The sequence below is a fragment of the Bradyrhizobium sp. S69 genome (assembly GCF_009766005.1).
In the GTDB taxonomy this organism is placed as follows: domain Bacteria; phylum Pseudomonadota; class Alphaproteobacteria; order Rhizobiales; family Xanthobacteraceae; genus Bradyrhizobium.
In genome coordinates, this window is the sequence record NZ_LMUK01000060.1 from 589646 (window position 1) to 616144 (window position 26499).

Consider the following 26499-nt stretch of genomic DNA (forward strand, 5'->3'; position numbering starts at 1 on the left):
GCTCATCGTTGGGACGAACCCGATTGCCAGCACGAATGGGCGCCAACAACCGGCTCAGTCGGACGTCATGACCCGCCGGGGCGGCAAAATCAATTGCCGTTACGGCAGACAAGGTTATCGGCAGGCCGCGGTGACGGCGCCGCCGCGGGGTGCTAGAATTAGAGCAAGTCGAAACTGGCCCGCAAAAGCGGCCTGCCGCTCCAGGAGTATCCACCCATGGCGATCAAATTTGGGCGTCCGATCGAACTGCGCGAGCCTGCGCGCGCCAAACCGGCGCTGGCCACCCCCTCGCTCGATCTGGCGGTTCGCCCGCGCCGCAACCGCAAGGCCGAATGGGCGCGCCGCATGGTGCGGGAAAACGTCCTGACCACGGACGATCTGATCTGGCCGCTGTTCGTGATCGACGGCATCAACCAGCGCGCCAACGTCGCCTCGATGCCCGGCGTCGAGCGGCTCAGCGTCGACCAGGCGGTGCGCGACGCCGAACGGGCGATGAAGCTGAACATCCCCTGTGTCGCGCTGTTTCCCTATACCGAGCCTTCGTTGCGCGATGAGCAGGGTTCCGAGGCGGTCAATCCCGACAATCTGGTCTGCAAATCGGTGCGTGCGATCAAGCAGGAATTCCCCGGTCTGGGCGTGCTGTGCGACGTAGCGCTCGATCCCTTTACCAGTCACGGCCATGACGGCCTGATCGAGGACGGCCGCATCCTCAACGACGAGACCGTTGCCGTGCTGGTGCGCCAGGCGCTGGTGCAGGCCGAGGCCGGCTGCGACATCATCGCGCCTTCCGACATGATGGACGGCCGCGTCGGCGCCATCCGCGAGGCGCTGGATGCCGCCGGCTTCCTCGACGTCCAGATCATGGCCTATGCGGCGAAATACGCCAGCGCCTTCTACGGCCCGTTCCGCGACGCCATTGGATCGGCCAAGACGCTGACCGGCGACAAGCGCACCTACCAGATGGACCACGCCAATTCCGACGAGGCCCTGCGCGAGGTCGAACTCGATATCGCCGAAGGCGCCGATATGGTGATGGTGAAGCCGGGCATGCCGTATCTGGACGTGCTGCGGCGGGTCAAGGACACGTTCGCGATGCCGACCTTCGTCTATCAGGTGTCCGGCGAATACGCGATGATCACAGCCGCCGCCAACAATGGCTGGATCGACGGCGAGCGGGCGATGATGGAAAGCCTGGTCGCCTTCAAGCGCGCCGGCGCGGACGGCATTTTGACCTACTTTGCGGCCCAGGCGGCGGAGAAGCTGAAGGCGGAGCGATAGATTTCGTAGGGTGGGCAAAGCGAAGCGGGCCCACCAACGTCCGTCAGCGGACGAAATGGTGGGCACGGCGCAAGAGCGCCTTTGCCCACCCTACAAACCCTCTCCCGCCCCCGAATCGCCCGAATATTTCCGCTTGTTAATGGTCGGCGGGACTTGTGCGCGTGCCCCCGGTTCCCATGTGCTGAGCGGCAATAACCCTCGGGAGGGGTGATCATGTCTTATAGCGGTTCGCCTAATGGTAGTCGCGGCGCCTCAAGTGCCGGCGGCGCTTCAAGTGCTGGCGGCGCTTCAAGTGCTGGCGGCGCCTGGAATGCCGGCGGCGCCTGGCGCAGCGAAGGCGGGATTCCGCCGCATGCCTTCGATCCTGACCTGGAGCCGGAATTGTTCCGCGGCGTGCTGACGCGGCGGGTGTTCGCCTGCCTGATCGACCTCGTGGTGCTGGCCGTGCCGGTCATCCTGGCCTGCATCTTCATCGCGATCTTCGGCGTGGTCACGCTCGGGCTCGGCTGGGCGCTGTTCTGGCTGGTGTCGCCGGCCTCGATCCTCTGGGCTTTGGTTTATTACGGCTCGTCGCTCGGCGGTCCGCACTCGGCTACCCTGGGCATGCGCTTGATGGATCTGGAGCTGCGCATCTGGTACGGCGCGCCGGGTTATTTCGTGTTGGGCGCGGCCCACGCGCTGGTATTCTGGATGTCGGTCTCGTTCCTGACGCCGCTGGTGCTGCTGGTCGGCCTGTTCAACGGCCGCCGGCGCCTGCTGCATGACATCCTGTTGGGAACCGTCGTGATCAACAGCTCGGTTCGGGTCGCGGTGCCGCAGCCGGCCCGAACCTGGTAGTCGCCGGCGCAAGGCAGTTCGCCAAAGGTCGCCAAGCCAAACCGATTGACCATTCGCCCCCGCAGCGCGATGCTGCGGGTTGGTGCTTCGGAGCCTGACGACCGCCTGTGACCCAGCATTCGCGTGACACCCCGCAATTCTACCTCACTGCGCCCTCGCCCTGCCCGTATCTGCCGGGGCGGCACGAGCGCAAGGTTTTCACGCATCTGGTCGGCGAAAAGGCCGGCGATCTCAACGACCTTTTGACCCATGGCGGCTTCCGGCGCAGCCAGTCGATCGCCTACCGCCCGGCCTGCGACCAGTGCCGCGCCTGCGTTTCGGTCCGCGTGGTCGCCAACGAGTTCCGGCCATCGCGCAATTTCCGCAAGATCATGGCCCACAACGCCGACATCGTCGGCGAGCAGCGCAGCGCGGTGCCGACCTCCGAACAATATTCGGTGTTCCGCGCCTATCTCGACCAGCGCCACCGCCACGGCGGCATGGCCGACATGACCGTGCTCGACTACGCCATGATGGTGGAAGACAGCCACGTCGAGACCCGCATCATCGAATACCGCCGCCGCAACGTCGACAGCGGCATCACCGGCCGCGGCGCCGATCTGCTCGCGGTGGCGCTGACCGACGTGCTGAGCGACGGGCTGTCGATGGTCTATTCGTTCTTCGAACCTTCCGAGGAAAGCCGCTCGCTCGGCACCTTCATGATCCTCGACCACATCGCGCGCGCCAAGCGGCAGGGCCTGCCTTACGTTTATCTCGGCTACTGGATCGAAGGCTCCAAGAAGATGGACTACAAAGGCCGCTTCCTGCCGCAGCAACGGCTGGCGCCCTCCGGCTGGCTGCGCATCGATGCGGCCGGTGAAGTGTTGTCGGAACCGAAGGATTGAAGTTGGCGAATAGCGAGTAGAAGATTGCTATTCGCCATTCGCTACTCGCTATTCGCCTGCTAACCGAACATCACATCGTACAGCAGCTTCAGGTTCAGGACCACGATCACGCCGGCCACGGCCCACGCCGTGGCAGCCACCGGCACCGAAATCGCGAAATCGCCCATTTTGCGCTTGTCCGAAACGAAGCGAACCAGCGGGATCACCGCGAACGGCAACTGCATCGACAGCACGACCTGGCTGAACACCAGCAAATCCGCGGTGCCGCGCTCGCCATAGACCGCGGTGACGGCAATCACCGGGACGATGGCAATGCCGCGCGTGACCAGCCGCCGCGCCCAGCTCGGCAGCCGCAGATCGAGAAAGCCTTCCATCACGATCTGGCCGGCCAGCGTCGCCGTCACCGTCGAGTTGAGGCCCGAGGCGAGCAACGCCACCGCAAACAGCGTCGAGGCGATACCGAGGCCAAGCAGCGGCGACAGCAATTCGAACGCCTGGCCGATTTCGGCGACATCGGAATGACCGCTTTTATGGAACGTCGCGGCGGCGACCACCAGAATCGCGGCATTGATGAACAGCGCCAGCATCAGCGCGATGGTCGAATCCGCCGTCGCCCATTTGATCGCGTCGCGGCGGCCTTCGTCCGATCGCTCATAGGCGCGGGTCTGCACAATCGAGGAGTGCAGATAGAGATTATGCGGCATCACGGTGGCGCCGATGATGCCGATCGCGATGTACAGCATCTCGGGGTTGGTGAATATCTCGGCGGACGGCATGAAGCCGCGCAGCATCGCACCGACCGGAGGCGCCGCCGCCACGATCTGGACCGTGAAGCAGACCGCGATCACGAGCAACAGCGCGATCACGAAGGCCTCGAGGAAACGAAAACCCCGGTTCATCAGCACCAACAGCAGGAACGCGTCGAGCGCGGCCAGCAATGCGCCGCCGATCAGGGGAATGCCGAACAGCAATTTCAGCGCGATCGCGGTGCCGATCACTTCCGCCAGGTCGCAGGCGATGATCGCCGCCTCGCAGGCCAGCCAGAGCATGAAGTTGACCCGCGGCGAATAGGTGGCGCGGCAGGCTTGGGCGAGATCGCGGTCGGTGACGATGCCAAGACGTGCGGCGAGCGCCTGTAACAGGATCGCCATCAGGTTGGACAGCAGGACAACCGACAACAGCGTGTAGCCATACTTCGAACCGCCCGCGAGATCGGTCGCCCAATTGCCGGGGTCCATGTAGCCGACCGAAACCAGATAGCCGGGGCCCGCAAACGCCAGCAGCCGGCGCACCCAATGGCCGCCGATCGGGATCGCGATGGTCCGGTTGACCTCGGGCAGGCTCGGCCGGGTATCGGCCGCCGCCTCGATGCGCCAGCCGGAGCGCTCGGGTGGTCCGGGTATAACCGCCGTCGCATCGAAATCAGGGATCAAATCGGGAGTGCGTGCATCCATGCGCCCAACGTGGACGATATTTTTTCTTATTGCAACTCATTTGCAAATGCATCTGGGATCACGAAAATGATACTAGCGTGCAATCTTGTAAAGTACTGAAGAAGTGCTTTATGTTAGGGCATGATCAAACTGCCCACAGAAACCGCTGCCGCGACCCTGCGCTACGCGCTAGCGCCCGACGAGGCCGCGATTGCCGCGATCGAGGCGACATTTGCCGCTTATGACCGGATGATGGAGATCCTCGGTGAGGTCGCCCCTGTTGGCGCCAACCTCGTCTCGCTTCATGCCCAGGCCTATGAGCGGATCCGCCGTGAAACCGGCCTGCCCGCGCGGCTGGTGACGCTCGGCCTGCGCGACCGTGCGTCTTATACGGCGGGCCCGACCAGCCGCCGGATTCCACTCGACGACAAGTTGTTTGCGATCAAGGGACCTACTTCACTGACTATTAGCACTGTCAGCGGACGCGTCTTGGTGCCGTTCGATATCCCGGGCTACCTTGCCGGCTGGGAAAGCCCTTTCCCGGCTCACTTGGTCTCGGACGGAAGCGGTTACGAAATCCACATCGCCGTCAAATCGAAATCAACGCAACCGGAGGAGAAGACTATGCTTCACGAAGGCATCCTTGCGCGTATGGGCCGGCTGCTGGCCGCCATCGCCAGCCAGACCATCGATAACGCCGAGAGCAGCAACAAGGTCGCGATGGTCAAGCAAGCCATCCGCGAAATCGATTTGGGCGCCGACGAAGCGCGCTACGCACTCGGCAAATCGCGCGCCGAGGAATTCCGGCTGAAGCGGCGACGCGACGAGCTGGATCGGGAAACCCTGACACTGACCGAGAAAATTCGTCTCGCGCTTGCGGAAAACCGCGAGGATCTCGCGCGCGCCGGCGTCGCACGGCAAATTGATCTGGAATCGCAAGGCTTGGCGCTGGAACGCGCGATGGATTTCATCGAACTTGAAATCGATGAACAGACCAAGGCCTTACAGGCGATGTTGGGGGCGCGGCGCGAGGCCGAAGTCCGCCTCGCCGATCTCGAACTTAGCCTTTCGCAGCATGCGCCGCATGAAACCGAAAAGGCCGCTGGCGCGACCAAGTCAATAAGTCCCGACCGGGCCATGGCAGCGATCGCGCGCGTGACTGGCGTTCCCGCAGCAAGCGTGCTCGGCAACAACGAGCTTGATGAACTCGACCGGCTGCATCGCGAAAGGGAAATCGCGGCTCGGCTTGAAAGGATCAAATCGCAACAATGAGTGTAGCAGCCGATATCCTGCTGGCGCCGGACGTACGCCCGTTCGCGGTCGCGGCCGCGATCATGGTCACACTCGGCGGCATCGAACTATTGACCATGATCGTCGGCTTCTCGATCAGCGAACTCGTCGGTCACGACTTCGCGCTCGACAGCGAGACCCACAGCACCATCGGCGGCCTGTTCCTGTGGATCAATGCGGGACGGCTGCCGCTGTTGATCCTGATCATCCTGGCGCTCGGCATCTTCTCGATCGCCGGATTCTGGTTGCAGGCCATCGCGCACAGCGCCAGCGCCACCATGCCGGTTTCGATCGCGGCGTTGGTCGCCGCCGGCCTCAGCCTTCCCGTGATCAGGGTCGCCAGCCGCGGCATCGCCCGCATCATCCCGCGCGACGAAACCTATGTGGTGAACGAGGCCGATTTCGTCGGCCATGTCGCCGAGGTTGCGATCGGCCCGCTCGACCAGGGCTTGCCCGGCCGCGTCCGACTCAAGGATGTCTTCGGCAATTGGCACAGTGTGGCGGCGCGCGCCAGCCCCGATTCGGCACCTTTACCCGTCGGCGCCCGTGTTCTGCTGGTCGACCGCGACACCAGAAGCTTTATCGCCATTTCCGCACCAACCGATCTTATCACCCAATAACAACCATCAGGCAGGAACTAAAAAATGTGGGAGCTCGCAATACCCGTCTCCATCGGCGTCGTCGTCATCCTCGTGATCGGGTTGATGCTGGCAAAGCTGTATCGGCGTTCGACGCGTGACGAAGCCTATGTCCGCACCGGCCTCGGCGGCCAGAAAGTCGTGCTCGACGGCGGCTCGCTGGTGCTGCCGGTTTTCCATTCGACCGCGGCGGTCAATCTGAAAACGCTGCGGCTCGAAGTCGCGCGCGGCGGCCCGGATTCGCTGATCACGAAGGATCGCATGCGCGTCGATATCGGCGCCGAGTTCTATCTGCGCGTCAAACCCGACGCCTCCTCGATCGCGCTGGCCGCTCAGACGCTCGGCAACCGCACCAACGATGCGGCGGAATTGCGCGAACTGGTTGAAGCCAAATTCGTCGATGGCCTGCGCTCGGTCGCAGCGACCATGAACCTGGAGGACCTTCAGGAGCAGCGCGCGATCTTCGTCAAGGCGGTGCAGGACGCGGTCGGCGCCGACATCCAGAACAACGGCCTCGAACTTGAATCGGTATCGCTGACCCGGCTCGACCAGAGCGACATCAAGCACTTCAATCCAACCAATTTCTTCGACGCGCATGGCCTCACGACCCTGACCAAGATCACCAAGGAGCGCGACCAGGAGCGTAACCAGATCATCCGCACCACCGAGGTCAATATCGCCCAGCAGGACCTGATCGCCCGCCAAACCACGCTGACGATCGAAAGCACCAAGCGCGAGGCGGAACTCGCCCAGCAGCGCGACATCGCCAACAAGACCGCGGCGATGCGCGCGCAGACCGCGCAGGTCGAACAAACCGCGCTGCAGAACGAGGCCGAATACCGCATCCAGCAGGAGCTGGCGGTCGCCAACAAGCAGACAGAGGCCGGTCAGGCCCGTGATACCCGCAAGATCGAGGCCGACCTCGCGGTCAAGCGCCGCAATACCGAAATGGAGCGCGATCTCCAGATCGTGGCGCAGGAAAGCGCCATCGCCGTCGCCACCAAGAGCAAGGAGCAGTCGGAAGCGCAGACCATCGCCGAGACCGCCCGCGCGCTGGCGATCGCGGCCGAGGAAAAGGTCACCACCGCGCGCGCGACTGAAATCGCCGAACGCGACAAGACCATCAACGTGATCGCGGCGCGCAAGGCCGCGGAAACCAATGCGATGCCGATCACCGTGATGGCGGAAGCCGAAAAGCAGGCCGCCGCCAACAAGGCCGAAGCCATCAACGTGCTGGCGAAGGCCGACGCCAATGCCGCAACCACCCGCGCCGCCGGCGTCAAATCGCTCGGCCAGGCCGAGGCCGAAGTCGCGACGCTGAAAGCCGAAGCCCGCAACAAGCTCGCACCCGCGATGGTCGATTACGATCTCAATCTGGCCCGCATCAACATCATCCCGAGCGCGCTGGCGGAAGCCGTCAAGCCTATCGAGAAGATTTCCGATATCCGGATCTTCGACACCGGCAGCCTGCTCGGCCGTGGTGGTGCCGGCGGCGGCAGCGCCAATGGCGGTGGTTTGGGACTAGGCGACGGCCTCGCGGCGCAGTTGCTATCGGTCTCCGCCTTCAAGCCGATGATCGACAAGATCCTGACCGAAGCCGGTTTTGCGGCTGGCCCCGACGCGCTGACCAGCCTGACCAATGCGTTGGCGCAAAGCAAACCGGACACCACGATCGAGAAGCTCCCAGCCCCTCACGTCGAGAAGTCCGGAGCTCCCTATGGCGCTCCAACGATCAACGGCGAACCGCGCAGCACGGGCTAGTCTTGCTGCGTCATAAATGGCTTATCCGACTCAAAAAGCAGCCAAAGAAGCGGGGCTTGCATATCGAAACTCGTCATGCCCGGGCTTGTCCCGGGTATCCACGTCTTTTGGCGTCGGCCGCAAGAAAGACGTGGATGGCCGGGACAAGCCCGGCCATGACGAAAATGAACCGGACCAACCAAGCCGGTCTGATGATTTCCGTTGATCGGGATAGACCGAACCTGTGGCGGACGTACCAAACTCGGTGCGAATGACCCGAAGCGAAAGTCGGCATTCTTAGGACATGCTGCGAAGCGCTAACGGCTATAGCGGCGCGAGCCACCGTTAATTTGCCGTCGGAAGATCTCGCTGTGTCAGTCGAGCCCAATAACGCACCATCGCGTAGAGAGCCGTTGTGATCAATAGCACTCCGAATGCGAAGCCGATGCCATAGATGCCAAGGTAATACACGACAGTGAGAGGCGAGTTGGAATAGGCTGTATAATAACCGCCTCTCATTCGGCTAAGAATATAAAGTTCATCTGTAACGTACCAGTGGAAAAGAATCGGGCCAAAGCACGCTATCACCGCAGCGCCGCCGCCCAGCAATAGAAGGCATCCGACGACAACGGCTTTTCGAGGGGACATTTTCTAAGCCGTCGGTCTCTGAATTGAAGGCTGCACGGCAAGGACTATATGCCGATTTTATTACCCACTGCTGAATGCCTGAATCCCTGATTTGCCCGGCTTGGCAAGCCCCCGAAATAAAAATATTTCTGTTTTTCCGAAATGCAAATCACTGTAACAATTCGCCTGTCCCACCCGACAAGAGGGGCGGCTCGCGACGTCACGAACGTGCGGTGGGATGCGGTGGACGTGAAGCGCGCAACCGACGAGTGCGCGCGACACGGACAGCAAAGTCGTGTGGTCCTGACGCCCCAATGGCTGGTGTCAAGTTCCTGGGAGGCTCACGCTTCCTGGGGGTGACGGTGACAAGCAAGCCTCGGTCTCGCCGGGGAGAGCACGATATAAGCTGTAAAACCATTGCGCAGGGAAGGCCGGACTGCTTCCGCTGAACCTGTATGCTCATGTGCGTTTTTGTTTGCTACCTTTGCACATGAGACCGCGGGTGCAGCGCGCATCCGGTCTTCCCTGCGCCCTCTCTTTTTTGGGGGCCGATGAATTTGCAAAGCTCGGGCGAAATCGCGCCGCGAGAACGCGGATGCTTGTTCGTGAGCTGTTTGACAATTGAATCAGAATATTTGATCGGCGCGTAGCCCGGATGAGCGCAGCGATATCCGGGACGACGGCACCCGCATATCCGCGACCGGAACAATCCTATCGGAAAGCGGGTGGGCTTGGCGCACCCGGCGCGCGACATTGGAAGTCAGATTCCAATCTCGCGGAGTACCGCTATGTCCCCGATCGACGACACGTCCACCCTGCCCCCGACCTTCAACCGCCTTGCGTGGTCCAATCTTGCGGCGCAGTCGGCCGAGCAGATCGCGCTGGCCGCTGCACCCATCGTCGCGGTGTTGCTGCTCGGCGTCGGTGAAGGCCAGACCGGCCTGTTGCAGACCGCGCTGACGCTGCCGTTTATCCTGTTCGCGATTCCGGCCGGGATGCTGGCCGATCGGATCTCCCGGCGCTGGCTGATGACATCAGCGGAAGCCTTGCGGGCCGTCTCCCTGGTCGGGATCCTGATCTTGATCTGGCTCGGGCAGATGACGCTGCCTCTGCTCGCTTTGCTCGGCTTCATCGCGGTATGCGGAACCGTGGCTTACAGTGTGGCAGCACCTGCGCTGGTGCCTTCGCTGGTGTCGGCCAAGTCGCTACCGGCGGCCAATGCGCGGATCGAGCTGGCGCGCACCGTTGCCTTCGCGAGCGGACCCGCGCTCGGGGGCGTGCTGGTCGGATGGGTGGGCGCTGCACCCGCCTTCGGGTTTGCCGCCGCACTCTCCGTTGCCGCGGTGGTGCTGCTGTCGGGGATTTACGAGCCGGCCAGGGCGCCCGCGCCGCGCCGCCATCCAATGCAGGAAATCAGGGACGGCGCTGCGTTCGTGTTCAACCATGCGCTGTTGCGGCCGGTGTTCATCACGCAATTCATCTTCAATACCGCGTCGTTCCTGGTGCTCGCGGTGTTCGTGCCGTATGCGGTGCACCGTCTCGGATTGTCGGCCGCGGGCGTCGGTGCGACGTTGGCGATGTACGGCGTCGGCATGGTGGCGGGCGCGTTGTCGGCAACGCGGGTGATGCGACGGCTGGCGTTTGGCACCGTGATCGGACTCGGGCCGGTGACTGGCTTTGCGGCATCGGCGGTGCTGGCGCTGACGACGCTGTTTCCAAGTCCCCTGCTCGCCGGTCTCGGCTTCTTTCTGCTCGGCGCGGGGCCGATCCTGTGGGTGATCTCGACCACGACGTTGCGGCAATCGGTGACGCCGCCCTCCCTGTTGGGCCGGGTCTCCGCGATCAATATCATGAGCTACGGCGCACGCCCGGTCGGCGCCGCGCTCGGCGCGCTGGTCGGTGGTTTCTACGGCGCCGAAGCCTGCCTTTATCTGGCGGTCGCGATCTTCGGCGCGCAGGCGCTGGTGATCCTGCTGTCGCCCGCCGTCGCGCTGACGCGGCAGCCGGACATGGTCGGCGAACCCGCAAGGTGTTGAGGATGTGGCCGCGCGGCGAGTTCGCGGATCAAGCCGCCAGATAGCGCTCGTATTTTCCGGCCACCACCTCGTCCGCCGCGATGTCGGGATCGAGCGTGTAGAGATCCTGGGCGTGACCGATACCGCGAAGCGCGAACCGGCCGGTGGACACGAAATAGCCGCGCCCGGGCGTATCGAGGCCGGCGCGAAACGCCTCCGACGCCAGCAGTTCGCGGTCGACCGAACGGCACATCGAGGCGATGCGGCTGACTTCGTTGACCGCGGGTCCCACCACGGTGAAGTCGAGCCGGTCCTCGCTGCCGATATTGCCGTAAAAGACTTCACCGACATGCAGGCCGATATAGGCCGTGGTGATCGGCCTGCCCTCTTTGCTGCGCCGCTCGTTGACCTCTTTCGTGCTGAGGCGGAAGCGGTGCTCGGCGGCGAGCGCCGCCCGCCGCGCCACCGCCATGTCCTCGCCGGTGAAGATCGCAAGCACGCCGTCGCCGATCAGCTTCAAGACGTCGCCGCCGGCCTCATGGATCGCGTCGATCGAGGCCTCGGCATAATCGTTGAGAAAGGGAATGATCTCGTCCGGGCCGATGCTTTCGCTGATCGCGGTCGAGCCGCGCAGATCGGAGAACCACAACACCGCATTGATGCGCTCGGTGACGCCGCGGGTGATGCGCCCGCGCAGCACCTGCTCGGAGGCGTCGCGGCCGAGATAGACGCGCCCGAGCGTGCGCGCGATGTCGACCTGCTGCGCTGATTTGATCGCCAGCGCCAGCGGCGGCACCAGGTCGCGCAGCGCCTCCAGTTCGCCGTCGGTGAAGCCGCGCTCGCGGCGGGTCGCGAAATAAGAGTAGAAGCAATCCATCTGGCCGAGCGTGCCGGCGTCGCCGAAACGATGGATGAAGCCAAGGAAATGCCGGTGCCCCTTGTCGATGAGGTCGGCCATCATCGAAAATTTCAGCGCGGCGTCGTCGGCCAGATCGAGCTGAAACTCGTCGTGGCCGTTTTCGAGCATGTGATGGAAGGCGGAGCGCCGCCAGTTCTTGGCGGCATCGCCCTCGGCTGACGATTTGTACTCGAACGTGTCGCTTTCGTTGCTGGGCCGGTCGCTCCAGCGAAAGCCGCGCCCCTCATAGATCGGATGCAGCGTATCGATGAAAGCCATCATGCGTGACAAATCGAGGCCGCCAGCGCTGCAACGCTCGCAGAAGCCCCGGATCAGATCGGGCTCGGGAAGGCCTGTGAGTCCCTGGCCCACCAGCCAGTTCATCAGCTCGACGCGGGAGGAAAGTTCCATGCCGCCATTATGCCGCGCAATCGTCGCGGGTCAAAGCTTCGGCCGCTCGGCTTGACGCCCGAGGCCTGCGGCGCGCAAAATAGCCGGATATGCGAACGCGGCACGACCCAACGGCAGCGCCCCCGGCATGAGCGGGCGCCGGCTTCCCGTCATCCTGGCTCTCGGCACCACGCAAACCCTGGCGTGGGCCTCGAGCATGTACCTGCCGGCGATCCTGGCCGATCCGATCGCGCGCGATCTCGGGGTTTCCTCGAACTGGGTCTTTGGCGCCTTCACGGTCGCCTTGGTGCTCGCAGCCCTGCTCGGCCCGCGGATCGGCCGCGAGATCGACCTGGTCGGCGGCCGTTCGGTGTTGTCGATTTCCAATCTGGTGCTGGCAGCCGGATTGGTACTGCTTGGACTGACCAGTTCGATCCCCCTGCTCGTCATCGCCTGGCTGCTGCTCGGCGTCGGCATGGCGCTTGGCCTGTATGACGCGGCCTTTGCCGCGCTCGGGCGCATCTATGGTGATGCCGCGCGCGGCGCCATCACCGGCATCACCCTGATCGCGGGCTTTGCCTCGACCGTCGGATGGCCGCTGACCGCCTGGGGCCTGCACACGATCGGCTGGCGCGAGACCTGCTTTGCCTGGGCCGCGGCGCAGATATTGATCGGCCTGCCGATCAATTGGTGGATGCTGCCGGTGGTCACCGGCGCGAAAGCCGTGGTCAAGAATTCGGTCAAGCCGCACATTCCGATAGATCGGACCATGATCCTGCTGGCCTTCGCTTTTGCCGCGGCCTGGAGCGTCACCGGGGCGATGGCGGCGCATCTGCCGCGCATCGTGGAAGCGGCCGGCGCGAGCACAAGTCAGGCGGTGTTCGCCGGCGCGATGATCGGCCCGGCCCAGGTACTCGCCCGCATCGCCGAGGCGGGCTTTTTGAGCCGCTATCACCCGGTGGCCTCAACCCGGCTCGCCTGCCTGACCCACCCGATCGGCGCGGCCATCCTCGCGCTGGCGGGCGGCGGTGCGGCGAGCGTGTTCGCGATCTTTCACGGCGCCGGCAACGGCATCCTGACGATCGCGCGCGGCACGCTGCCACTGGCGATCTTCGGCGCGGAAAATTACGGCTACCGGCTCGGCATCATCGGCGCGCCGGCCCGAATGGCGCAGGCGGTGGCGCCGCTGGCGTTCGGACTATTGATCGACACCATGGGAAGCCGGGTCCTGATCGTCTCCTCGGCCCTCAGTCTCGCGGCGCTGCTGGCGCTGTGCCTGCTGCGGCAGGATGCGAAAGACGACGGTCAAGCCGGCCAGCCCAAGCGCTAGCTGAATCCTGTTGGAAACTTAGGCCTTCGTTGGCTCCCGATATTGCAATTGATGGCATTTTCCTAAAACGCGAATCAGAATTATGCTGTTCCGAGCATCTTGATTCGCGGCGGCAAATCCCGAGGCTCTCATGACCGAGCTGGAAATTCTCGAACGTAAAATTGGCGAATTCAAAGCGCTGTTGGACGATGCATGGCGCAGCCTGTCGCGCTCGTCGTTGACGACATTCGAGCGGCGCGAACTACGCAATGAAATGAAACGCTGCGGCGCCGAGTTGCAGCGCTGCCTTGAATTGGTCGACGCCGAACGCAGCCGCGCTCGAACGCGGCTCTCGAAAGACCAAAGGTCCGGTCGCAAGACCGTCGATTTCCGCCTGATCGGACGCCAGGAGGCGATCCTAGCCGAACGAACTGCGGCCACCGAAAACGCGCATTGAAGCGGACGTAAACCTACCCAGGATAACGCGACGCTGCTGAGCTATCCCAGCAGGTCGTCGGGTTCGCGCGCGGCCACGAAGCCCGCCATGGCATCGGTCAGCTCCGCGATCGCAGCATCGAACTCGGCCGGGCGCTCGGCAAATTCCTGTTCCAGCATGTCGCGTCGCCGGGCGATGGTTTTGTCGAGCGCCGGGCCAAACATCGCCGCCGACGCGATCTCCTTCGCAAGCCCGGTATAATCCTGCCAGACCAGATGCAGCATCAGCGGCGGCTTTTCCTTGGCCTGGAGCATCTGGAGGCAGCGCGATGACGCATCTTCCATCGCCCACCATTGCTGCGCTATGCCCGCGATCTTGCGGAAGTTGCGCAGCGTGCCGGAATATCGGTGGTGATCGACGCCTGCCAATAGCGCGCAATGATCCAGCCAGTTCAGCCCGGCGATGATGGCAATGGCCAGATCATCGGCCGCGACGCCGGTGAAATCGATCACCGTCTTGTCGTGCGGCTGCAGCCGCAAAAATGAATCGAGCATGTCTGGCTGTCGAGCCGGTTCTACCAGCAATGCGTTTTGGCGCCCCGGCACCATCGCGACGTAGCGGATCGCCTCGAGCCTGGTGTGCTCCCAGATCGAACGGAGGTCGCCCTCGGGATCGGTCAGCTTGCGTTTGCAGGCCGGATAAATCACCTCGCCGCGGTCGGCCCTCTCGATGTATCGCGGCGCAATCGTGTCGACGGCGCGGAGAATTTCGCCCGCGTCCAACAGGGCGCCGACGAAATCCGACGCCGGGTTTGGCGTCGTTGGGTGTTTCGGCTGCCCCCAACCGAACATGGCCCTCACCTCCGATCATTTGAGCAAGGTTAGATCGGTCACCCTGCGCAGCACAAGGGCCGGAGTGGCGAGCTGCCCTCGGCCGCCAACGATTTTCCGCGGACCGCAGGGTTGCCACGGAAACCGCCATGCGCGGATCTCAGTGAGGCATCGGAATATTGGTTCGGGGCGTGAACTTGTTGGCGATCGCCAACGCCGCAACTTCGTTGGCCTCAAGCGCGATCTTTTGCGCCAGCAGGATATCACCCGGCACGAGGTGAAGATCGGGCAGGAAACAATAGCACGCGCGGGGGCGTCCCCGGTCGTCGAGTTCCTCGATATTCATCGATGAGCCATAGCGGATCCGGTATTTCTTTCCGCTGTCGCACCCGATGACGTCGAAATAGCTGTTGGCGTTGAATTGGGCGAGTTGCTCGGGCGAGAGCCATTCCCGCAGCAGTTTGAGACCGCGAGCCTCGCAATCATTTTCAGCCAGCAGCTCACCCAGGCGCTCGCGCAAGGCGCACATGCGCGAGCGTCCCTGAGCCAACCACCTCCGAAGCACCGACATGATCCGGAGGGTCTGTTCAGCCACCAACTAGGCGCGGATAGAACAAGGTCTCTTCCGCGGTCGGATCGAACGCTTTCGTTAGTGCGACGTCGCCGGAGGCACCGCGCACGGCCGCGGTAAAGCCAAGTCCGGTCAGTGTCCGAAAGCGCTCTTCAGCCTTTACGAGCGCCTCGAGGTCCTCGGCATCGAACTGATGCCGGGTATCGCCGGTATGATCCATTACGATCTGAGTTGCCATTGCCAGATTTCCTTTAAGGTTCTCCAGCCACCCGAATTTATTCCAGCAAATTTCGTGCCGAGCGGCAAGAGCCCTGTGAAACGTGGGCAGCCCTACTGCTCTACCGGCCATCAGCCGGCAGCGTGGTGCAATTCGGCCTTTCAATCCGGTCCCTTTTAAAGCAAAACCCCGTCATGGAAAATCAGAGCGATAGACCGGTCGGCTTCCAGGGCCTGGTGCAGTGGGCCACCACCCGGCCTCAAGCCTACGCGACCTATTTCGTCGCGCTCATCCTGATCGGCGGACTTTCGTTCTATGCCGGGACGCTAAAGCCGAAGAAGGCACCACCCGCGCCGCCGCCGGCCGTGTCGGTGCCGCAGGGCTGAAGGCTTCGGGCGTCCCCAGAAAGCGGCAGTTAAACCACTTCCGCCGGCGCGAGCTTGCATACCTCGCTGCTCGCCTCGATCTGCAACGTGGCGTGATGGATGTTGAAGCGGTGCGAAAGTTCTTCGCAAACGCCGTGCAGGAAGGCATCGTTGAAGCCGGCCGGGCGTACCAGATGCGCCGTCAGCGCGGTTTCGTTGGTGCTCATGGCCCAGATGTGCAGGTCATGCAGCTCGGTCACGCCCTCGAGCGTAACCAGATAATCCTTCACTTTTGCCAGTTCGATGCCTTTCGGCACGCCGTCGAGCGCGAGATTGACGCTGTCCCTGGCAAGGCCCCACCCGCTCGCCAGCACCACCGCCGCGATGCAAAGGCTGATCACCGGATCGACCCACAGCCATCCGGTCGCCATGATCACCAGCGCGGCGATCACCACGCCAAACGACACGCCGGCATCGGCCGCCATGTGCAGATAGGCGCCGCGAATATTGAGATCGCCGTGACGTCCCCGCATGAACAACAAGGCCGTGCCGCCATTAACGAGGATGCCAAGTGCTGCGACCAGCACGACGGTCCAGCCCGCCACTGCGGCAGGCTCCTGGATCCGGTTGACGGCCTCGACCGCGATGCCACCGACCGCGATCAACAGCAGGCCGGCATTGACCAGCGCCGCCAGGATCGAGGCGCGCCGATAACCATAGGTGTGCTGCTGCGTCGGCTGCTTGCGGGCCAGCCACAACGCCGCCCAGGCCAACAGCAGTGAAATCACGTCGGAGAAATTGTGAACCGCGTCTGAAATCAAGGCCAGCGAGTTCGCGGCATAGCCAAAAGCCAGCTCCGCGACCACGAACACCGTGTTGAGCGTAACGCCAGCCGCGAACGCAAATCCGAAATTGTCAGGTGCGTGGCTGTGCCCGACATGGCCGTGCGAATGGCCATGGCCGTGGCCATCTTGATGGGAATGGTCATGATGGTCGTGGTCGTGCTGATGGGCCATGGCGCCTGAACAATCGTTGCCGGTCAATGTCTTCGACCGCGATTATAGCGCACTTGAAAACCCGAATACTATTACGCCCGCTGTCCTCTCAGTAGCCCGCATAAGCGAAGCCACATGCGGGACTAGCTGATACCCCGGATGTCGCGGAGCCTGTCATCGGGCGCGCATTCGCGCGACCCGTTGGCTCATCCGGGCTACGATTGAAGATTTCCGCTTCGTCTACTCGACGCCGCGCAAGAACTTGTTGGACTTCGGCAGGCCATGCGCGAGGCGGCCGGCGTCGGCGCGATTGCCGCGCCAATCCGCCAGTTCCTTCAACGTCAGGCTCTGGTCGCGCCCGGAGGAATCCTTCCAGGTCAGGCCGGCCTTGAGATCGAAGGTCGTCACGTCAGACAACGCCGCGCTGGTGTATTTCTGCAACCGCACGCCACGGCCGCGCGCCATCTCCGGCACCTGGTCGATCGGGAAAATCACCATTTTGTGGTTGGTGCCGATCACCGCGACGCTATCGCCCATCACCGTCGCGATCGCGCGGGCTTCGTTCGGCATCTCGACGTTGAGCACCTGCTTGCCCTTGCGGGTGTTGCCGACGCAATCGTCCTCGTTGACGATAAAGCCCTGCCCGTCATGGCTCGCCACCAGGAACTTGCGGCCGCCCTTGTTGACGAACAGCGACACGATCGCAGCATCCTGGTCCATGTCGATGAACAGCCGGATCGGTTCGCCATGGCCACGGCCGCCCGGCAATTTGCCGACGTCGAGCGAATAGAAACGGCCATTGGTCGCAAACAGCAGCAGCTTTGAGGTGGTCTCGGCAAAGAACGCCTGGTCGAGCTTGTCATCGGTCTTGAAGGTCAATGTCGAGAGATCGGCGACATGGCCCTTCAGCGTCCGCACCCAGCCCTTGTCGGACACCACCACCGTGACTGGTTCGCGCTCGACAAAGGCTTCCTCGATGGCGGCGAGATCATGCTCGGGCGCGTCGGCAAATTGGGTGCGGCGCTTGCCGAGCGGTGTCTTCGGTCCAAAGATCTCACGCACGTTGCGGACCTGGTCGCCGACCTTACCCCATTGCTCCACTTCCGAACCGAGCAACGACTTGATGCCCTTCAGCTCGTTGCGCAGGTTCTTGTCCTCGGTGCGGATCTCGAATTCCTCGAGCTTGCGCAAGCTGCGCAGCCGCATGTTGAGGATGGCGTCGGCCTGGACCTCCGTCAGCTTGAACGCCTTAATCAGCGCCGGCTTCGGCTCATCCTCGGTACGGATGATCTTGATCACCTTATCGATATTCAGATAGGCGATCAGATAACCGCCGAGCACTTCCAGCCGATGCTCGATCTGCTCCTTGCGGTAGTTCGAGCGGCGCAACAGCACGTCGCGCAGATGGTCGAGCCATTCGCGCAGGCATTCGGTAAGGCCGAGCACCTTGGGGATGCGGCCCTTCACCAGCACGTTGAGGTTCAGCGGAATCCGGCTTTCCAGCTCAGTCAGCCGGAACAGCGACTCCATCAGCAATTCGGGATCGACCGCGCGCGATTTCGGTTCGATGACGAGGCGGATATCTTCCGCTGATTCATCGCGGACATCGCCAACCAGCGGCAGCTTCTTCTCGTTGAGCAGTTCGGCAATCTTCTCGACCAGCCGGGACTTCTGCACCAGCCACGGAATCTCAGTGATCACCACCACCCAGGTGCCGCGGGCGCCTTCTTCCTGGTTCCATTTGGCGCGGGTGCGGAACGAGCCGCGCCCGGTCATGTAGGCCTCGGCAAGGCTGTCCTTGGAATCGATGATGATGCCGCCGGTCGGGAAATCCGGTCCCTTGACCCATTTCAGCAGCGCCTTCGACTTGGCGTCGGGCTTCTCGATCAGATGCAGCGCGGCGTCGCAGAGTTCGGCGACGTTGTGCGGCGGGATCGAGGTCGCCATGCCCACCGCAATGCCCTGCGCGCCGTTGGCGAGCAGGTTCGGAAAGCCGCCGGGCAGCACCACCGGCTCTTTCGACTGGCCGTCATAATTAGGACGGAATTCGACGCCGTCCTCGTTGATGCCTTCGAGCAACAGCCGCGCGACGTCGGTCATGCGCGCTTCGGTGTAGCGGTAGGCGGCCGGATTATCGCCGTCGATATTGCCGAAATTGCCCTGGCCGTCGACCAGCGGATACCGCGAGGAGAAATCCTGCGCCAACCGCACCATGGCGTCGTAGATCGCCTGGTCGCCATGCGGATGGAACGAACCCATCACGTCGCCGACGATCTTGGCGGATTTCTTGAACGCCGTACCGGGGTCGAGCCGCAGCAGCTGCATGCCGTAGAGAATGCGGCGATGCACCGGCTTGAGGCCGTCGCGGGCGTCCGGCAGTGCGCGATGCATGATGGTCGAGAGCGCGTAAGCGAGATAGCGCTCCTCGAGCGCGTCACGCAGCATCACCTCGTGAATTTCGGCCGGTTCAGGCGGAATCAGTCTCTTTCCCATGGGGAGGGGTTAAACTTTTGGGGTGAATCGGGCAAGCCGCGAATCAGTGCGGCGGCGCGGCCTGTGTTCGGTCACAAAACCGGGATCGTCGCCTCCACGACCGGGAATATGGCCTGGGACCGCTTCGCTTTAATCCCGTTGCCCCTGGCGGCCGCCGCGATAAGCTTTGGCGAGGCTACTTTCCTGCCGCTCCTGATCCTAATCGGCTCGGAAGCGGAAATTTAGCCCCAATGAACAACTTTAACCCGCCCCTTCGACAGGGCGGGTTTTTTCGTCCACGCGGGCAGCCCAGCCGTCACGGAACCGGCATCCCGGCCCGGTGCTTCGCTACCGCATTGATAAACCCGTCGCGGGCATCGGAATGGCGCTGCCCGCGCGGCTCCAGCACGTGGCGCAACAGGAACAGCCCGGTCAGCCGAAAACCGTCCTGCAAATCCTGATCCGACCAGCTGTTTGACCCACCCTCGCCTTCGCGCAAAAAAGCCGGCAGACGCAACAGCCGGTCACGGTAAGGCTCGCCGGCGGCCCGCGATACCGCGCCGCCGGATTTCGGCGAAACATAAATCAGCTCCGTGGTGCCGCCGGTCGCCGCGCAATTTTCCAGATCGAGCCCGAAACCCAGTTCGGCCAGCATCGCCAGTTCGAATCGCACCAGATGCACGGCGGCATCGCCGGCGTCGTCGAAATCATCGAGGATCCGGCCGAGCATCTCGTAGATGTCTTCGTGCGGATCGCGCTCCGGCAGCAGCCGTACCAGCGAGGCCAAATGGGTGACGCCATAGGTCGCATGCGCCGATTCCAGCAGGGTCGCCGCACGCAAACGCGTGCCTTCAACGACATAATAGCCAAGATGCTCGTCGAGCCGTGCCCGCCACACCGTGGTGACGCTGTTGCCGGGTTGCAGCAACGGACGCATCCGCTTGCCGGCGCCGCCGCGCACCAGACCGAGATGGCGGCCGTGCTCGCGCGTCAACAGTTCGACGATGGCCGAGGATTCGCCATGCCGCCGCACGCCCAGCACGATGCCTTCGTCGGTCCATTCCATGGTTGGAAGTTTATCACGCAGGGTAGGCAAAGCCACCGGGTCGCGCGAACGCGTGACGGGCTCCGCTTGCGGCCGCATCGCAATTAGTGTACAACTAGTACAGTTATTGTACACATGAGGCGATTGCGACCATGAGCGAGGCCGTAGCTTCCGGGCCGAAATCCCAAGACAGACGGCCGTTGAGCCCGCCCCTGCTGCGCGAGCTATCGGCCCGGTCCAATTTTCAGGGGCTCGTTCGCGTGGTCAGCCATTACGGCGTCATCGCCGTTTTGGGCACGCTGGTCTGGATGGTGACCTCGCGATACGGCATCGGATGGGCGTTGCCGCTGATCGCCGTGCAAGGCTATTTCGTGGCGTTCCTGTTCATGGCCGTACACGAGACGGCCCACAAGACAGCCTTTCAGAGCAGAGCGCTCAACCTTGCCGCCGGCCATCTGTCGTCGTTCGCGATCGCCCTGCCCTATGAGTATTACTGCCTGTTCCACTGGGACCACCATCGCCATACGCAGGACCCCGACAGGGATCCGGAATTGCTGGTGGGGCCGGTCCCGGCCTCGGACACCCATCTGGCGCTCGCCTATAGCGGTCTCCTGCAGGTCGCGATCCGCGTGCGATTGATGTTTCGCCATGCCTTGACCGGCAACGTCTCCGTGCCCTGGGTTCCCGAGCACAAGCGTCGCATCGTCGTGACCGAGGCGCGCGTCTACGTGGCAGCCTATGCGCTGCTGCTGCTCGCCTCATTGGCGCTCCACAGCGCGATCCTGCTCTGGATATGGATTATCCCGCTGCTGTTCGGCCAGATGATCCTGAGACCCTACCTCTATGCCGAACACACCGGATGCGAACGCACGCGCAGCGCTTTCCAAAACACCCGCACCACCATCACGGCGCGGTTCGTCAAATGGTTTGCGTGGAACATGCCGTATCACGTCGAGCACCACGCCTACCCCTCCGTCCCGTTCCATGCGCTGCCGAAGCTGAACCGGATTGTCGCGGACGAGATCGTGTTTCTCGGCCACGGCTACCGCGCTGTGACACGGGAGACCTGGGCCTGGTTCCGGCAAACGCGGCGTCTTGCCAAATGATCTCGCCAAGTGATCCGCAGCGTGCGGTACCTTGACTAGCGCCCGCTATCGGATTCCGGTCTCAGCAGGCTGTCGACGAGATTGCGCGCGTAGGCCGGCGAGAGCGGCTTGATCCCGAAGACGTAGCGGTAGAACAGATTGCCATAGATGGCGTCATACAGGTTCTCCGGCGCTCCAACCGCGCCGATGCTGCCATCCTCTTGTCCCCCCGCGATGATCTCGACGGTGGCTGACCTTCGAAAGTTGAGATAGCGCTCGTAGAACATCTCCGCCGATCCGGTCTTCGAGATGCATTCGGAGATCACCGCGAGTTGCACCTTGCCGAACTCGCCGAGCAGCGCTTCCGTATAGGCTGCGGCGTGACGTCTGACGCGCGCCACCGGGTCGCCGGTGCCCGAGAGCGGCAGCACCACGGATGCCTGGTTCAGGAACGCGTCGATCAGCAGCGCCTCTCTCGACGGCCACCATTTGTAGATAGTCATCTTTGAAACATTGCAATGACGCGCCACCGCCTCGATGCTGGTGGCCGCCAGACCCGTGGTCGCCATCAGCGTGTAGGCGCTTTGCAGAATGGCGTTCGTCGCCTCCGCGGAGCGGGGTCGACCACGGCGGCCCGCTGCCGTGGCACTCACCGGTCCGGTCCTGCTCTTCGCCATAACCCGACCTTTCACTCGCCCCTCGCGCTTGTCAGATCACCCGTTGAACCAGCCCTTCGCGTCGCCGGTAAAGGAGAAATACAGCCCGCCCACCGTCAATGCGCAGGACACGGTTTCGATCGCGCTATCGAGCAGCATGCCGACGTCGCCGATAGTCTCCAGCAGCGAATAGACCGATAATATCAGCGCGGCGAGCAGCACCCAGCGCGGCCAGCTCTTGCGCCGTTGCGCCGCCAGCCAGACGAAATACACCAGCAACAGGATCATGCCGGCCGCCATCACGGTCGCGGTCGTAATCATCTGTTCCGTCATCTCCGCGCTCGGCGTGCGATCTTGGAACGCGACCGACAGCGCATCGAGTGTCAGTGACAAATACAACAGCGCCTCAAACCAAACCACGTTCCTGGGTACGTTCATTCGCGGTGCATTCATTTCAGGTCGTTTTTGCCAGGTGGCAGTTGGGGACGCCGGTTATTCCTTCGGAAAATCCAGGCCCATTTCGCGGTAACGGTCGGGATCCTCGCTCCAGTTTTCGCGCACCTTCACGAACAAAAACAGGTGCACGGGCACACCCACGATCTCGGTGAGCTCTTTTCGCGAATCCGCGCCGATCGACTTGATGGTCGCGCCGCCCTTGCCGAGCACGATCTTGCGCTGGCTTTCGCGCTCGACAAAGATCGTCTGCTCGATGCGGACCGACTTGTCCTTGCGCTCGGTCCAGCTGTCGGTCTCGACCGTGGACTGGTACGGCAATTCCTGATGCAGCTGCCGGAAGATCTTTTCCCGGGTGATCTCGGCCGCCAGATGCCGCAGCGGCGCATCCGACATCTGGTCCTCGGGATAATGAAACGGCCCCGGCGGCACCATCGCGGCGAGCGTGGCGCGCAAATCATCGACGCCGTCGCCGGACAGCGCCGAGATCATGAAGGTCTGCTGGAACGGCAGACGGTCGTTGGCGGCCTTGGCCAGCGCCAGCAGCTTTTCGCGCGGCACCAGATCGATCTTGTTGAGCACCAGGATCTTGTCGTGCTTGACCGTCGCAAGCTTGTTCAGGATCGCATCGGCTTCCTCGTCGATGCCCGATTTGGCATCGAGCAGCACGCAGACCAGATCGGCGTCATGCGCCCCGCTCCAGGCCGTCGACACCATGGCGCGATCGAGCCTTCGTTTGGGCAGGAATATCCCGGGCGTATCGACCAGAATGATCTGCGCGTTGTTTTCGATCACGATGCCGCGGATCAGCGCGCGCGTGGTCTGCACCTTGCGCGAAACGATCGTGACCTTGGAGCCAACCAGCGCGTTGACCAGCGTCGACTTGCCGACATTGGGGGCGCCGATCAGCGCGACAAAGCCGCAGCGCGTCGCAGCCGCCGGTGCGCCCGTGTCGGGAGTTTCATCCGTCATTGCTACCGCCACCAACGCCTTCACGTTCAATCATTACGGATGCCGCGACCTTCTCGGCCGCGCGCTTGCTGCCGCCAACACCTTCGGCAGGGTCGAGTCCCGGCAAATCAACGGCGACGCGGAACTGCGGGTCGTGATGCGGCCCGGTGCGCTCGACCTCGCGATAAACCGGCGTCGGCAGACCCTTGCCCTGGGCCCATTCCTGCAGCACGGTCTTGGGATCGCGCAACGGCCGCCGCGGCTTGCGCATCCGCTCGATCCAGTTGCGCTCGACGAATTGCGCCGCGGCGCTATGGCCGCCGTCGAGATAGATCGCCCCGATCACCGCTTCGCAGATGTCGCCGAGCACGGATTTGCGCAAGCGAGCGCCCGCGCCGGCGCCAACCGCACCAAGCTTGATGTCATCGAGCAGTGCCAGCGACTTCGCGACGTCGGCGCAGCTCTCCTTGCGCACGAGATCGGCCAGGCGTTTCGACAATTCGCCTTCGTCGGCCTTTGGATAGGCGCGGTACAGCATGTCCGAGACGATCAGTCCAAGCACGTGATCGCCGAGAAACTCCAGGCGTTGGTAGCTGTCGGCGCGATGACGGGTAGCCGGCTTCAGCGCCGAGACATGCGTAAACGCGGTAGCCAGCAGCGCCGCGTCGGCGAACTTGTGGCCGATCCGCGCCTCAAGCGCGGCTTGCGCAGCCTTGGCGCTGACCTTGCTGCGCTTTTTCTTTGCAGCCGGCTCGCCCCCAGCGTCAGGCTGAGCGGATGCCTCGCCCGGCTGCGAGGGGGTCTGGATGTCCTGTGCGTCGTCGTTCATCGCACAATGGAGAATATGCGATTCCAGCGCACCGCGGTTGGCCAGCGCCAGAACATCCAGGCTTGTTCGCCCTCGGCAATGGAGAAGAAAATCATCTGGGCGCGGCCGATCAGATTCTCGAAAGGCACATAACCCACCGCCGACAGCACGCGGCTGTCGGTCGAATTGTCCCGGTTGTCGCCCATCATGAAGAAATTGCCCGGCGGCACGGTGTAGACGTTGGTGTTGTCGTAAAAGCCGTTGTCGACGCAATCCAGCGAGTCATAGGTGACGCCGTTCGGCAGCGTTTCCTTCCAGCGCTTCACCCGCGCGGTGGCGTCGGATGAACCACAGGGGTCCTCGCCGATGAAATCGCTCAGCCGCTCGCGCACCACCGGCTTCTCGTTGATGTAGAGCAGGCCTTCCTTCATCTGGATGCGGTCGCCGGGCAAGCCGATCACACGCTTGATGTAGTCGGTGGAATCGTCCTTCGGCAGACGGAACACCACGACGTCGCCGCGATTCGGCTCAGAACCGAAAACACGTCCCGAAAACAGCGGCGGCGACAGCGGGATCGAATAGTGGCTGTAGCCGTAGGAATATTTCGAGACGAACAGATAGTCGCCGACCAACAGCGTCGCCTTCATCGATCCCGAGGGAATGTTGAAGGGCTGGAACAGGAAAGTGCGGATCACCAGGGCGATCAGAAGCGCATGAATGACGACACGGATGGTTTCGCCCAAGCCGCTTTCAGATTTTGTTCCGGATGTCACGCTCATCGTTTTCCCGATTTCCGTCGCGTCTACCGCACGGTGGCAGAACATGTTCCTCACGCGAACAGCAAGCCCGTTTCGCGTCAAGGAGATGATCGATTCTGATGTGAAAGCGAATCCCGGCGCAAACCCGAATTCGCCCTGTTTCCCCGCGGCGTTTTAGACGGTTGTTCGCAGCCGCGCAATCAATGGCACCATCAAAACTTGCTAATCCATTGATTAGTCGAATATTTTTAGTTTTAGCCTTGGTGTTGGCAGCGTCCCCGCCGGCTGCTTCAGGAAGTGGCCTTGGGGACCGCCGAAATTATGACGAACGCCTGCGCCAGCGGCCAGTCGTCGGTGATGGTAAGGTCGATTCGCGCCTCATGGCCCGGCGGCGTCAGCGCCCCGAGCCGGGCCAGCGCCCCCCCGGTCAACAGCATGCTCGGCCGGCCGCCCGGCAGGTTGACCACCCCCATGTCCCGCCACCAGACCCCGAGCCGGATTCCGGTGCCCAGCGCCTTGGAGCAGGCTTCCTTGGCGGCAAACCGCTTGGCATAGGTCGCCACCACCATTTTCTGGTTTTTCGACCGCCGTTCGGCCTTGGCGCGCTCGGCATCGGTGAAGATTCGGTCGAGGAACCGATCGCCATGACGTTCGATCACCTTGGCGACGCGGGTGATGTCGATCAGGTCAGAACCGATGCCGATAATCATGCCCGGCTCACGGCCTGGCGGCCGCGATCCATCGCGGCGCGCATCGCGCGGACGGTTTCACCGAGGCCGACGAACAGCGCCTCGCCCAGCATGAAGTAGCCGATATTCAATTCGGCGATCTCGGGCAGGCCAGCGATCGTCTCCGCCGTCTGGTAATCGAGGCCGTGCCCGGCGTGAACCTCCAGCCCCGCGGAGCGGGCGAGCGCCGCTCCCTTGACGATGCGCTGCCATTCGGCTTCCGCTTTCGCGGCATCGCCGTCCACCACGGCATCGCACCAGGCGCCGGTGTGAATTTCGATCACCGGCGCGCGCAGTTCTGCCGCCATCTCGATCTGACGCGGGTCGGCGGCAATGAACAGCGACACCCGGATCCCGGCGTCGTTCAATTGCGCGATGAAGGGTTTGAGCGCGTTGTGCTGGCCGATCACGTCGAGACCGCCCTCGGTGGTCAGTTCTTCCCGCCGCTCCGGCACCAGGCACACCGCGTGAGGTTTGGTCGCGAGCGAAATCCGCAGCATGTCCGCGGTCGCCGCCATCTCGAAATTCAGCGGCTTTGAAATCCCGGCTTTCAGCCGCGCCATGTCGTCGTCGCGGATGTGGCGCCGGTCCTCGCGCAGATGCGCGGTAATGCCGTCGGCACCAGCCTCGATCGCAACCTGGGCGGCGCGCAGCGGATCCGGCCGCTCGCCTCCCCTCGCGTTGCGCAAGGTGGCGACGTGATCGACATTGACGCCGAGACGCAGGGGGGGAAGTTTGAGCATGACGAACTCGCTAACCCGATTGTCATGCGCGGGCTCGACCCGCGCAT

The 26499-nt window shown here is 63.1% G+C and carries 26 protein-coding genes; 11 read left to right on the forward strand and 15 right to left on the reverse strand.

From position 1 onward, the window contains the following. Nucleotides 1-216 precede the first annotated feature (216 nt). The 3 genes from hemB (at nucleotide 217) to GSQ88_RS34525 (ending at nucleotide 2999) form a co-directional block, all read left to right on the forward strand. Nucleotides 217-1278: a porphobilinogen synthase gene (gene hemB, locus GSQ88_RS34515; RefSeq protein ID WP_159012700.1), complete on the forward strand. Its 1062-nt coding sequence runs from the start codon at nucleotides 217-219 to the stop codon at nucleotides 1276-1278. A 213-nt stretch (nucleotides 1279-1491) separates the two neighbouring features. Next, nucleotides 1492-2115, forward strand: coding sequence for an RDD family protein (locus GSQ88_RS34520; protein WP_159012701.1), 624 nt, complete (start codon nucleotides 1492-1494; stop codon nucleotides 2113-2115). A gap of 107 nt (nucleotides 2116-2222) precedes the next feature. Further along, nucleotides 2223-2999: an arginyltransferase gene (locus GSQ88_RS34525; RefSeq protein WP_159012702.1), complete on the forward strand. Its 777-nt coding sequence runs from the start codon at nucleotides 2223-2225 to the stop codon at nucleotides 2997-2999. A 59-nt stretch (nucleotides 3000-3058) separates the two neighbouring features. Here the strand turns inward: GSQ88_RS34525 and GSQ88_RS34530 are convergent, their stop codons facing one another. Then, nucleotides 3059-4453, reverse strand: a complete 1395-nt coding sequence (locus GSQ88_RS34530) for an Nramp family divalent metal transporter (RefSeq protein ID WP_159012703.1) — start codon at nucleotides 4451-4453, stop codon at nucleotides 3059-3061. A gap of 120 nt (nucleotides 4454-4573) precedes the next feature. Between GSQ88_RS34530 and GSQ88_RS34535 the strand changes: the two genes are divergently transcribed. The 4 genes from GSQ88_RS34535 to GSQ88_RS34550 all read left to right on the forward strand — a co-directional run bounded on the left by GSQ88_RS34535 (nucleotide 4574) and on the right by GSQ88_RS34550 (nucleotide 10763). Next, a complete protein-coding gene (locus GSQ88_RS34535) occupies nucleotides 4574-5704 on the forward strand; it encodes a PspA/IM30 family protein (protein ID WP_159012704.1) in 1131 nt (376 codons plus the stop codon). After that, entirely contained in the window at nucleotides 5701-6342 is a 642-nt protein-coding gene (locus GSQ88_RS34540; protein ID WP_159012705.1) for an OB-fold-containig protein, read from the forward strand. The genes GSQ88_RS34535 and GSQ88_RS34540 overlap by 4 nt, the downstream gene beginning before the upstream one ends. Before the next feature lie 24 nt (nucleotides 6343-6366). After that, nucleotides 6367-8121, forward strand: a complete 1755-nt coding sequence (locus GSQ88_RS34545; protein WP_246785199.1) for a flotillin family protein — start codon at nucleotides 6367-6369, stop codon at nucleotides 8119-8121. A 1394-nt stretch (nucleotides 8122-9515) separates the two neighbouring features. Continuing rightward, a complete protein-coding gene (locus tag GSQ88_RS34550; protein ID WP_159012706.1) occupies nucleotides 9516-10763 on the forward strand; it encodes an MFS transporter in 1248 nt (415 codons plus the stop codon). A gap of 28 nt (nucleotides 10764-10791) precedes the next feature. Here the strand turns inward: GSQ88_RS34550 and GSQ88_RS34555 are convergent, their stop codons facing one another. Beyond that, nucleotides 10792-12051, reverse strand: coding sequence for an adenylate/guanylate cyclase domain-containing protein (locus GSQ88_RS34555; RefSeq protein WP_159012707.1), 1260 nt, complete (start codon nucleotides 12049-12051; stop codon nucleotides 10792-10794). A 127-nt stretch (nucleotides 12052-12178) separates the two neighbouring features. Between GSQ88_RS34555 and GSQ88_RS34560 the strand changes: the two genes are divergently transcribed. Beyond that, entirely contained in the window at nucleotides 12179-13360 is a 1182-nt protein-coding gene (locus GSQ88_RS34560; protein WP_159012708.1) for an MFS transporter, read from the forward strand. A 130-nt stretch (nucleotides 13361-13490) separates the two neighbouring features. Next, nucleotides 13491-13796, forward strand: a complete 306-nt coding sequence (locus GSQ88_RS34565; RefSeq protein ID WP_159012709.1) for a hypothetical protein — start codon at nucleotides 13491-13493, stop codon at nucleotides 13794-13796. A gap of 41 nt (nucleotides 13797-13837) precedes the next feature. On the opposite strand, the gene GSQ88_RS34570 is transcribed toward GSQ88_RS34565, so the two are convergent. The 3 genes from GSQ88_RS34570 to GSQ88_RS34580 all read right to left on the reverse strand — a co-directional run bounded on the left by GSQ88_RS34570 (nucleotide 13838) and on the right by GSQ88_RS34580 (nucleotide 15414). Beyond that, nucleotides 13838-14626, reverse strand: coding sequence for a hypothetical protein (locus tag GSQ88_RS34570; RefSeq protein WP_159012710.1), 789 nt, complete (start codon nucleotides 14624-14626; stop codon nucleotides 13838-13840). Nucleotides 14627-14765: 139 nt separating this feature from the next. Continuing rightward, complete coding sequence (locus tag GSQ88_RS34575) at nucleotides 14766-15134, reverse strand: hypothetical protein (protein WP_159012711.1); 369 nt, start codon at nucleotides 15132-15134, stop codon at nucleotides 14766-14768. A gap of 58 nt (nucleotides 15135-15192) precedes the next feature. After that, complete coding sequence (locus tag GSQ88_RS34580) at nucleotides 15193-15414, reverse strand: hypothetical protein (protein ID WP_159012712.1); 222 nt, start codon at nucleotides 15412-15414, stop codon at nucleotides 15193-15195. A 173-nt stretch (nucleotides 15415-15587) separates the two neighbouring features. On the opposite strand from GSQ88_RS34580, the gene GSQ88_RS34585 reads away from it, so the two are divergent. Then, a complete protein-coding gene (locus GSQ88_RS34585; protein ID WP_159012713.1) occupies nucleotides 15588-15779 on the forward strand; it encodes a hypothetical protein in 192 nt (63 codons plus the stop codon). A 29-nt stretch (nucleotides 15780-15808) separates the two neighbouring features. Here the strand turns inward: GSQ88_RS34585 and GSQ88_RS34590 are convergent, their stop codons facing one another. The 3 genes from GSQ88_RS34590 to recO all read right to left on the reverse strand — a co-directional run bounded on the left by GSQ88_RS34590 (nucleotide 15809) and on the right by recO (nucleotide 20291). Continuing rightward, nucleotides 15809-16774, reverse strand: a complete 966-nt coding sequence (locus GSQ88_RS34590) for a cation diffusion facilitator family transporter (RefSeq protein WP_159012714.1) — start codon at nucleotides 16772-16774, stop codon at nucleotides 15809-15811. A 219-nt stretch (nucleotides 16775-16993) separates the two neighbouring features. After that, nucleotides 16994-19246 carry a DNA topoisomerase IV subunit A gene (gene parC, locus GSQ88_RS34595; protein WP_159012715.1) on the reverse strand — a complete coding sequence of 751 codons (2253 nt, stop codon included), beginning with the start codon at nucleotides 19244-19246 and terminating at the stop codon, nucleotides 16994-16996. Between the two features lie 295 nt (nucleotides 19247-19541). Then, nucleotides 19542-20291 (reverse strand): DNA repair protein RecO, encoded by a 750-nt coding sequence (gene recO / locus GSQ88_RS34600; protein ID WP_159012716.1) that lies wholly within the window; start codon nucleotides 20289-20291, stop codon nucleotides 19542-19544. 131 nt (nucleotides 20292-20422) lie between these two features. Here recO and GSQ88_RS34605 point away from each other — a divergent pair, with 131 nt between their 5' ends. Further along, nucleotides 20423-21376 carry a fatty acid desaturase gene (locus GSQ88_RS34605; RefSeq protein ID WP_159012717.1) on the forward strand — a complete coding sequence of 318 codons (954 nt, stop codon included), beginning with the start codon at nucleotides 20423-20425 and terminating at the stop codon, nucleotides 21374-21376. A gap of 35 nt (nucleotides 21377-21411) precedes the next feature. On the opposite strand, the gene GSQ88_RS34610 is transcribed toward GSQ88_RS34605, so the two are convergent. The 7 genes from GSQ88_RS34610 to GSQ88_RS34640 form a co-directional block, all read right to left on the reverse strand. After that, nucleotides 21412-22032: a TetR/AcrR family transcriptional regulator gene (locus GSQ88_RS34610; RefSeq protein WP_159012718.1), complete on the reverse strand. Its 621-nt coding sequence runs from the start codon at nucleotides 22030-22032 to the stop codon at nucleotides 21412-21414. A 36-nt stretch (nucleotides 22033-22068) separates the two neighbouring features. After that, nucleotides 22069-22449, reverse strand: coding sequence for a hypothetical protein (locus tag GSQ88_RS34615; protein ID WP_159012719.1), 381 nt, complete (start codon nucleotides 22447-22449; stop codon nucleotides 22069-22071). 54 nt (nucleotides 22450-22503) lie between these two features. After that, nucleotides 22504-23436, reverse strand: a complete 933-nt coding sequence (era, locus tag GSQ88_RS34620; protein ID WP_159012720.1) for a GTPase Era — start codon at nucleotides 23434-23436, stop codon at nucleotides 22504-22506. Further along, complete coding sequence (gene rnc / locus GSQ88_RS34625) at nucleotides 23426-24244, reverse strand: ribonuclease III (protein WP_159012721.1); 819 nt, start codon at nucleotides 24242-24244, stop codon at nucleotides 23426-23428. Before rnc ends, era begins: the two co-directional genes overlap by 11 nt. Continuing rightward, nucleotides 24241-25002 carry a signal peptidase I gene (lepB, locus tag GSQ88_RS34630; protein WP_159012722.1) on the reverse strand — a complete coding sequence of 254 codons (762 nt, stop codon included), beginning with the start codon at nucleotides 25000-25002 and terminating at the stop codon, nucleotides 24241-24243. Before lepB ends, rnc begins: the two co-directional genes overlap by 4 nt. A 269-nt stretch (nucleotides 25003-25271) precedes the next feature. Next, on the reverse strand, nucleotides 25272-25691 hold the full coding sequence (gene acpS / locus GSQ88_RS34635; RefSeq protein WP_159012723.1) for a holo-ACP synthase: 420 nt from the start codon (nucleotides 25689-25691) through the stop codon (nucleotides 25272-25274). Beyond that, nucleotides 25688-26452, reverse strand: a complete 765-nt coding sequence (locus GSQ88_RS34640) for a pyridoxine 5'-phosphate synthase (protein WP_159012724.1) — start codon at nucleotides 26450-26452, stop codon at nucleotides 25688-25690. The genes acpS and GSQ88_RS34640 overlap by 4 nt, the downstream gene beginning before the upstream one ends. Nucleotides 26453-26499 lie beyond the last annotated feature (47 nt).

Bases quoted from the DNA above. Each gene is read 5' to 3' on its own strand.
- hemB (WP_159012700.1), top strand. From the start codon at position 217: ATGGCGATCAAATTTGGGCGTCCGATCGAACTGCGCGAGCCTGCGCGC.
- GSQ88_RS34520 (WP_159012701.1), top strand. From the start codon at position 1,492: ATGTCTTATAGCGGTTCGCCTAATGGTAGTCGCGGCGCCTCAAGTGCC.
- GSQ88_RS34530 (WP_159012703.1), bottom strand. From the start codon at position 4,453: ATGGATGCACGCACTCCCGATTTGATCCCTGATTTCGATGCGACGGCG.
- GSQ88_RS34535 (WP_159012704.1), top strand. From the start codon at position 4,574: ATGATCAAACTGCCCACAGAAACCGCTGCCGCGACCCTGCGCTACGCG.
- GSQ88_RS34540 (WP_159012705.1), top strand. From the start codon at position 5,701: ATGAGTGTAGCAGCCGATATCCTGCTGGCGCCGGACGTACGCCCGTTC.
- GSQ88_RS34545 (WP_246785199.1), top strand. From the start codon at position 6,367: ATGTGGGAGCTCGCAATACCCGTCTCCATCGGCGTCGTCGTCATCCTC.
- GSQ88_RS34550 (WP_159012706.1), top strand. From the start codon at position 9,516: ATGTCCCCGATCGACGACACGTCCACCCTGCCCCCGACCTTCAACCGC.
- GSQ88_RS34555 (WP_159012707.1), bottom strand. From the start codon at position 12,051: ATGGAACTTTCCTCCCGCGTCGAGCTGATGAACTGGCTGGTGGGCCAG.
- GSQ88_RS34560 (WP_159012708.1), top strand. From the start codon at position 12,179: ATGAGCGGGCGCCGGCTTCCCGTCATCCTGGCTCTCGGCACCACGCAA.
- GSQ88_RS34565 (WP_159012709.1), top strand. From the start codon at position 13,491: ATGACCGAGCTGGAAATTCTCGAACGTAAAATTGGCGAATTCAAAGCG.
- GSQ88_RS34570 (WP_159012710.1), bottom strand. From the start codon at position 14,626: ATGTTCGGTTGGGGGCAGCCGAAACACCCAACGACGCCAAACCCGGCG.
- GSQ88_RS34575 (WP_159012711.1), bottom strand. From the start codon at position 15,134: ATGTGCGCCTTGCGCGAGCGCCTGGGTGAGCTGCTGGCTGAAAATGAT.
- GSQ88_RS34580 (WP_159012712.1), bottom strand. From the start codon at position 15,414: ATGGCAACTCAGATCGTAATGGATCATACCGGCGATACCCGGCATCAG.
- GSQ88_RS34585 (WP_159012713.1), top strand. From the start codon at position 15,588: ATGGAAAATCAGAGCGATAGACCGGTCGGCTTCCAGGGCCTGGTGCAG.
- GSQ88_RS34590 (WP_159012714.1), bottom strand. From the start codon at position 16,774: ATGGCCCATCAGCACGACCACGACCATCATGACCATTCCCATCAAGAT.
- parC (WP_159012715.1), bottom strand. From the start codon at position 19,246: ATGGGAAAGAGACTGATTCCGCCTGAACCGGCCGAAATTCACGAGGTG.
- recO (WP_159012716.1), bottom strand. From the start codon at position 20,291: ATGGAATGGACCGACGAAGGCATCGTGCTGGGCGTGCGGCGGCATGGC.
- GSQ88_RS34605 (WP_159012717.1), top strand. From the start codon at position 20,423: ATGAGCGAGGCCGTAGCTTCCGGGCCGAAATCCCAAGACAGACGGCCG.
- GSQ88_RS34610 (WP_159012718.1), bottom strand. From the start codon at position 22,032: ATGGCGAAGAGCAGGACCGGACCGGTGAGTGCCACGGCAGCGGGCCGC.
- GSQ88_RS34615 (WP_159012719.1), bottom strand. From the start codon at position 22,449: ATGAACGTACCCAGGAACGTGGTTTGGTTTGAGGCGCTGTTGTATTTG.
- era (WP_159012720.1), bottom strand. From the start codon at position 23,436: ATGACGGATGAAACTCCCGACACGGGCGCACCGGCGGCTGCGACGCGC.
- rnc (WP_159012721.1), bottom strand. From the start codon at position 24,244: ATGAACGACGACGCACAGGACATCCAGACCCCCTCGCAGCCGGGCGAG.
- lepB (WP_159012722.1), bottom strand. From the start codon at position 25,002: ATGAGCGTGACATCCGGAACAAAATCTGAAAGCGGCTTGGGCGAAACC.
- acpS (WP_159012723.1), bottom strand. From the start codon at position 25,691: ATGATTATCGGCATCGGTTCTGACCTGATCGACATCACCCGCGTCGCC.
- GSQ88_RS34640 (WP_159012724.1), bottom strand. From the start codon at position 26,452: ATGCTCAAACTTCCCCCCCTGCGTCTCGGCGTCAATGTCGATCACGTC.